At 72.7% G+C, this 4,352-nt stretch carries 3 protein-coding genes; 1 reads left to right on the top strand and 2 read right to left on the bottom strand.

The window, feature by feature from the left end:
* On the top strand, positions 1-1,381 hold a 1,381-nt coding region (locus tag AC2CJA_RS24685; protein ID WP_484604891.1), incomplete at its 5' end, for a glycosyltransferase family 2 protein.
* A gap of 87 nt (positions 1,382-1,468) precedes the next feature.
* Here the strand turns inward: AC2CJA_RS24685 and AC2CJA_RS24680 are convergent.
* Both AC2CJA_RS24680 and AC2CJA_RS24675 read right to left on the bottom strand, forming a co-directional pair.
* On the bottom strand, positions 1,469-2,497 hold the full coding sequence (locus AC2CJA_RS24680; protein WP_484604890.1) for a polysaccharide biosynthesis protein: 1,029 nt from the start codon (positions 2,495-2,497) through the stop codon (positions 1,469-1,471).
* A gap of 394 nt (positions 2,498-2,891) precedes the next feature.
* Positions 2,892-3,722: an SDR family oxidoreductase gene (locus tag AC2CJA_RS24675; RefSeq protein WP_484604889.1), complete on the bottom strand. Its 831-nt coding sequence runs from the start codon at positions 3,720-3,722 to the stop codon at positions 2,892-2,894.
* Positions 3,723-4,352 lie beyond the last annotated feature (630 nt).

The raw sequence follows: 4,352 nt of genomic DNA, 5'->3' as shown, positions 1-4,352 counted from the left end.
GTGCGGGGCCCCGCACGACGCGGGAGCACCGGCCGTACGGGTCGTGCGGTGTGCCCGCGAGGAACTCGGACCGGCGTGTGTCGACGCGGCCAGGAACGCGCGGGCGCCGTACGTCGCCGTGCTGCACGGCGGCGACGAGCCCCTCCCCCACTGCCTGGAGCGCATGTCGCGGGCGGCCCGCGACGGCGGGGACGACGGCGCCCCGGTCGCTCTGGTGCAGTGCGGCACACTGGGGCTGCGGGACGACGGTCTCGTGGACGGATTCACCCTGCCGTCCCCGGCCGTCGGCTCCCCGCCCTCTCCCGGGGATCTCCTCGACGGCCCCTACCTGGTGCGGCGCGAGTTGCTGGACGCGGACCGCGTCACGGCGGCCTGGGTCGCCGTGCCCATGCTGCTGGTCCGCCGGCGGACCGGCAGCGCCGGGGACCCGGCCACCGCCGTGGATCCCGGCATGCGCCTCGTCCGGCGTGCCCGTCTGGTCCGGCACGGATACCGGCCGCCCGCCGCCGCACCGCGCGACAGAGGCGTGCCCCGGCTGGTGTCGGTGGTCGTCCCGGTGCGCGACGGCGCCCGCACGCTCGCCGCCCAGCTGACCGCCCTGTCCCGGCAGGACGGTGCCGTTCCGTACGAGGTCCTGGTCGTGGACAACGGCTCGACGGACGCCACCCGCGAGGTGGCCGAGCAGGCCCGCGCCGCGCTGCGGGACCTGCGGATCGTCGACGCGTCCGACCGCCCCGGGGAGAGCCACGCCCGCAACCGGGGCATCGCCGCGGCGCGCGGCGATTTCGTCGCGTTCTGCGACGCGGACGACATCGCCGGCCCCGGCTGGCTGGCCGCGATGACGGAGGCGGCCAAGGAGGCCGACCTGGTCGGAGGCGGCCTGGACACGTCCGTGCTCAGCCCGGCCCACGCCGACGAGCAGCCCCTGCCGATGGACTCGCAGACGGACTTCCTGCCGTTCGCCCGGGGGGCGAACTGCGGCGCCTGGAAGGACGTCCTGACGGCGATGGGCGGATGGGACGAGCGCTACCGGGGCGGCGGAGAGGACATGGACCTCTCCTGGCGCGCCCAGCTCTGCGGCTACCTCGTCCGTTACGCGGGCGACGCCACCATGCACTACCGGCTGCGGGAGGAACTGGCCGCGCTGGCACGGCAGAAGTGGAACTACGGCCGTTCCGGCGCCCAGTTGTACGCCGCGTACCGCCGCGCCGGGTTCCGGCGGCGAGAGGGCCGTGTGGTCGTCATGAACTGGTGCTGGCTGGTGCTGCACGTTCCGGACCTGGTGCGGTCGCCCGCGCTGCGCCGCCGCTACGTCCGCTACGGGGCGCGGCTGGCCGGATTCCTGGCGGGAAGCGTGCGGCAGGGTGTCCGGTACCTGTGAGGTCCGGCTTCCGGCACCCGTGAGGGAGGGAGCACGGCCCCCGCGAGACGGTGCGCCGGACGGGTCCGGCGCACCGTCCGCCCGTGCTCAGACCAGCCGGTGGCCGGGTTCCGGCGCCACGGGGTCCCTCTCCATCGCCCGGCAGGTGGCCCGCAGAGCGGCGACGACGGCGTGGTCCTCCCCCCAGGCGTCGAGGTCCGGGCCGTACCCGGCCTTCAGGGCCGGTACCGGCACCTCCATGATCTTCGGGTGCACGTACCGGACCGGGGTCTCGGAGGGGGCCACCAGGGACTCGGTGAGTTTCTCCCCCGGTCTCAGTCCGACGTAGTGGATCGGAAGCTCCGCGCCCGCCTGCGCGATGACCCTTCGGGCGATGTCGAGGATCCGGACCTGTTCCCCCATGTCCAGTACCAGGGCGTGACCGACGCTGCCCAGCGCGGCCGACTGGATGACCAGTTCCACGGCCTCCTGCACGGTCATCAGATAACGCGTCATCCCGGGGTGGGTGACCGTCACCGGGTTTCCGGCCGCGACCTGGCGGGCGAAGACGTCGAGGAAGGACCCCTGGCAGCCGAGCACGTTGCCGAACCGCACGCTCACGTACGGCCTGCCCGCCCCGATGGCGGCCGCCGCGGTGAGTCCCTCGGCTATGCGCTTGGAGTATCCGAGCACCCCGACCGGGTCGACCGCCTTGTCGGTCGAGATGTTCACCAGGAACGCGACGTCCGCGGCGAGCGCCGCGTCCAGGACGGCCCGGGTTCCGAAGACGTTCGTCTTGACGGCCTCACCGGGGAACTCCTCCAGGATGGGAACCCACTTGAGGGCCGCCGCGTGGAAGACGATGTCCGGCCGGCGCCGGCGAAAGAGCCGCGTGAGCCCCCTGGAGTCCCTGATATCGGCGAGAAGGATGCCGGGGCGCACCGACGCGGGACCGCTCGCGACGCTGTCGGCCGCCAGGTGGAGGGCCGTCTCGTTGCGGTCGAGCATCATCAGGCTTCCGGGTTCCCACCGGCTGAGCTGCCGGCACAGCTCCGAACCGATGTAGCCGCCGGCACCGGTCACCAGGATCCGCCGACCGCGCAGGAATTCGGCGCTGCTCGCGAGATCGGTTCTCACCCGCTGTCGGCCGAGGATCCTCTCGAGGTCCAGGGCGGGATGGCCGCCGGTTGGCAGATGCGCACCATACCCTGCGGGTTTATCGTCAACCATGCAGTCACACTTCCTTTTTGACAAGAGCCATGACTGATGTGCCGACCGACACGACGAGCTGGACCGACGTATCGCCTTGGTGCTTTCTTCGCCGACACCATTGCGTTGCCTCCCCGGACCGCTGCGCCCGGGGACCACGTTCCGGCGGCCGTTCGCCACCTGCCGCACCGGCTCCGTCGATGTCGGGCGGATCCGCGTGGACGTCCGAAGGCGGCCGGGATCATCACTTTATCGAGAGGCGAACCGGCGCGGGGTGACTTCCTCGACCGCCGCCGGACGCGCCGGGCGGCGGCGGGCCGGCTCACGGGCGGTCGGCGCCGAGGAATTCACGCGCGCCCCGCAGGCGGGTGCGGACCCGGCCCCGGGTGGCGTCGGTGACGAGCCGGATGTCCAGACCCCCCGGCGGGTCCACATCGCTGCGCAGTCCCGCCGGCAGCCGGGCGGGGTCCAGTCCGTCCCTCCGGGCTATGAGGACGCCCAGGTCGTGACGGTTCATCGCGTCCGGTCCGGCCACGTGGAACACACCGGACCCTTCCGACTCCGTGATCTCCAGGAGCGCGGAGGCCAGATCGTCGACGTGGACCGGGCAGCGGGTGTCGTCCGTGAACAGGACGCCGGTACGGGTACCCGCCGCGAGGGCGTGCACGGTCTTCTCGTGCGCGGACCGGCCGTGCCCCACGATGAGCGAGGTACGCACCACGGCGGCCCCGGGCACCGCCACCCTGACGGCCGTCTCCGCCGCGGCCTTGGCGGCTCCGTAACGGGAGACGGGATCGGGGAGCGCGTCCTCGCGGTAGTGGACGTCGGCCCCGGAGAACACCGCGTCGGAGGAGACGTGGACCAGCCGGCACCCGGCCCGCGCCGCCTCCAGGGCCAGCCGGGCCGCACCGTCGGCCGTGACCGCCCAGTCGGCGTGCCCGCCGGCCGTGTTGATCACCGCGGCCGGGCGGGCCCGGACCAGGACCTCCTCCATCCGCCCCAGGTCACGCAGGTCGGTCCGGTACCAGGTGACCGACGGCAGGTCCTGCGGGCGGGTCCGGTAGGTCGCGGCCACGTCCCATCCGGCGGCCACGGCCCGGCGGAGCACTTCGTACCCGAGGAACCCGCTCCCGCCGACGACAAGCACTCTCACACATCACCCCCTGACGTCCGGCCTTCCCCGATCGCTCCCAGGAGCACGGGGGGTGGTCCGCGCGGCCGTGCCGAGCCGTGAAGTCCCGGGGGCCGATGCTACTGAAGGCCGCGGGCTACGGGGAGTGCACCTGCCGGACGGCTTCACCCACGAGGAGCGGGCACCCATACCCCCGCACCTACCGACCTCGGCTCGTCGGCGTGAGGCCAAAGAGCCCCGCCGCCCGGACGGAACGCGAAGGGCCGAAGAGCATCCCGTACATCTGCCGGAAGGTGTGCCAGGAGACCGCCTTCCATGAACCGGTGAGGCGTTAGGATGGTGCGCAGGCATGGACTCGCTCGGTGCTCACACGGATTCGACACCACGTGATCACCAGGGCCACGCCCGTTCCGCGTCCAGGACGGCGGCCGGCAGAAGTCGACAAGCCGTCGCATCCGGAACTCAGCAGGCGAACCGCCCACCTCGGAACTTCTCAAAGCCCCTGCGACGAGAACAACGCCGGCACAGAGGACTCGGTCCGCGGGGCGCGCTGGGATGCCTGCGGATCTTTTGAGGGTGAACCACCTGGCGTGCGGGTGTCGTCGCACTCGCTGGTTGCCCCCCGTTGTGGGTTTTTGGGGGGCCGGGGGG

It is taken from the genome of Streptomyces sp. ATLC9 (assembly GCF_057196705.1).
This window is presented reverse-complemented; position numbering and strand designations above follow the sequence as displayed.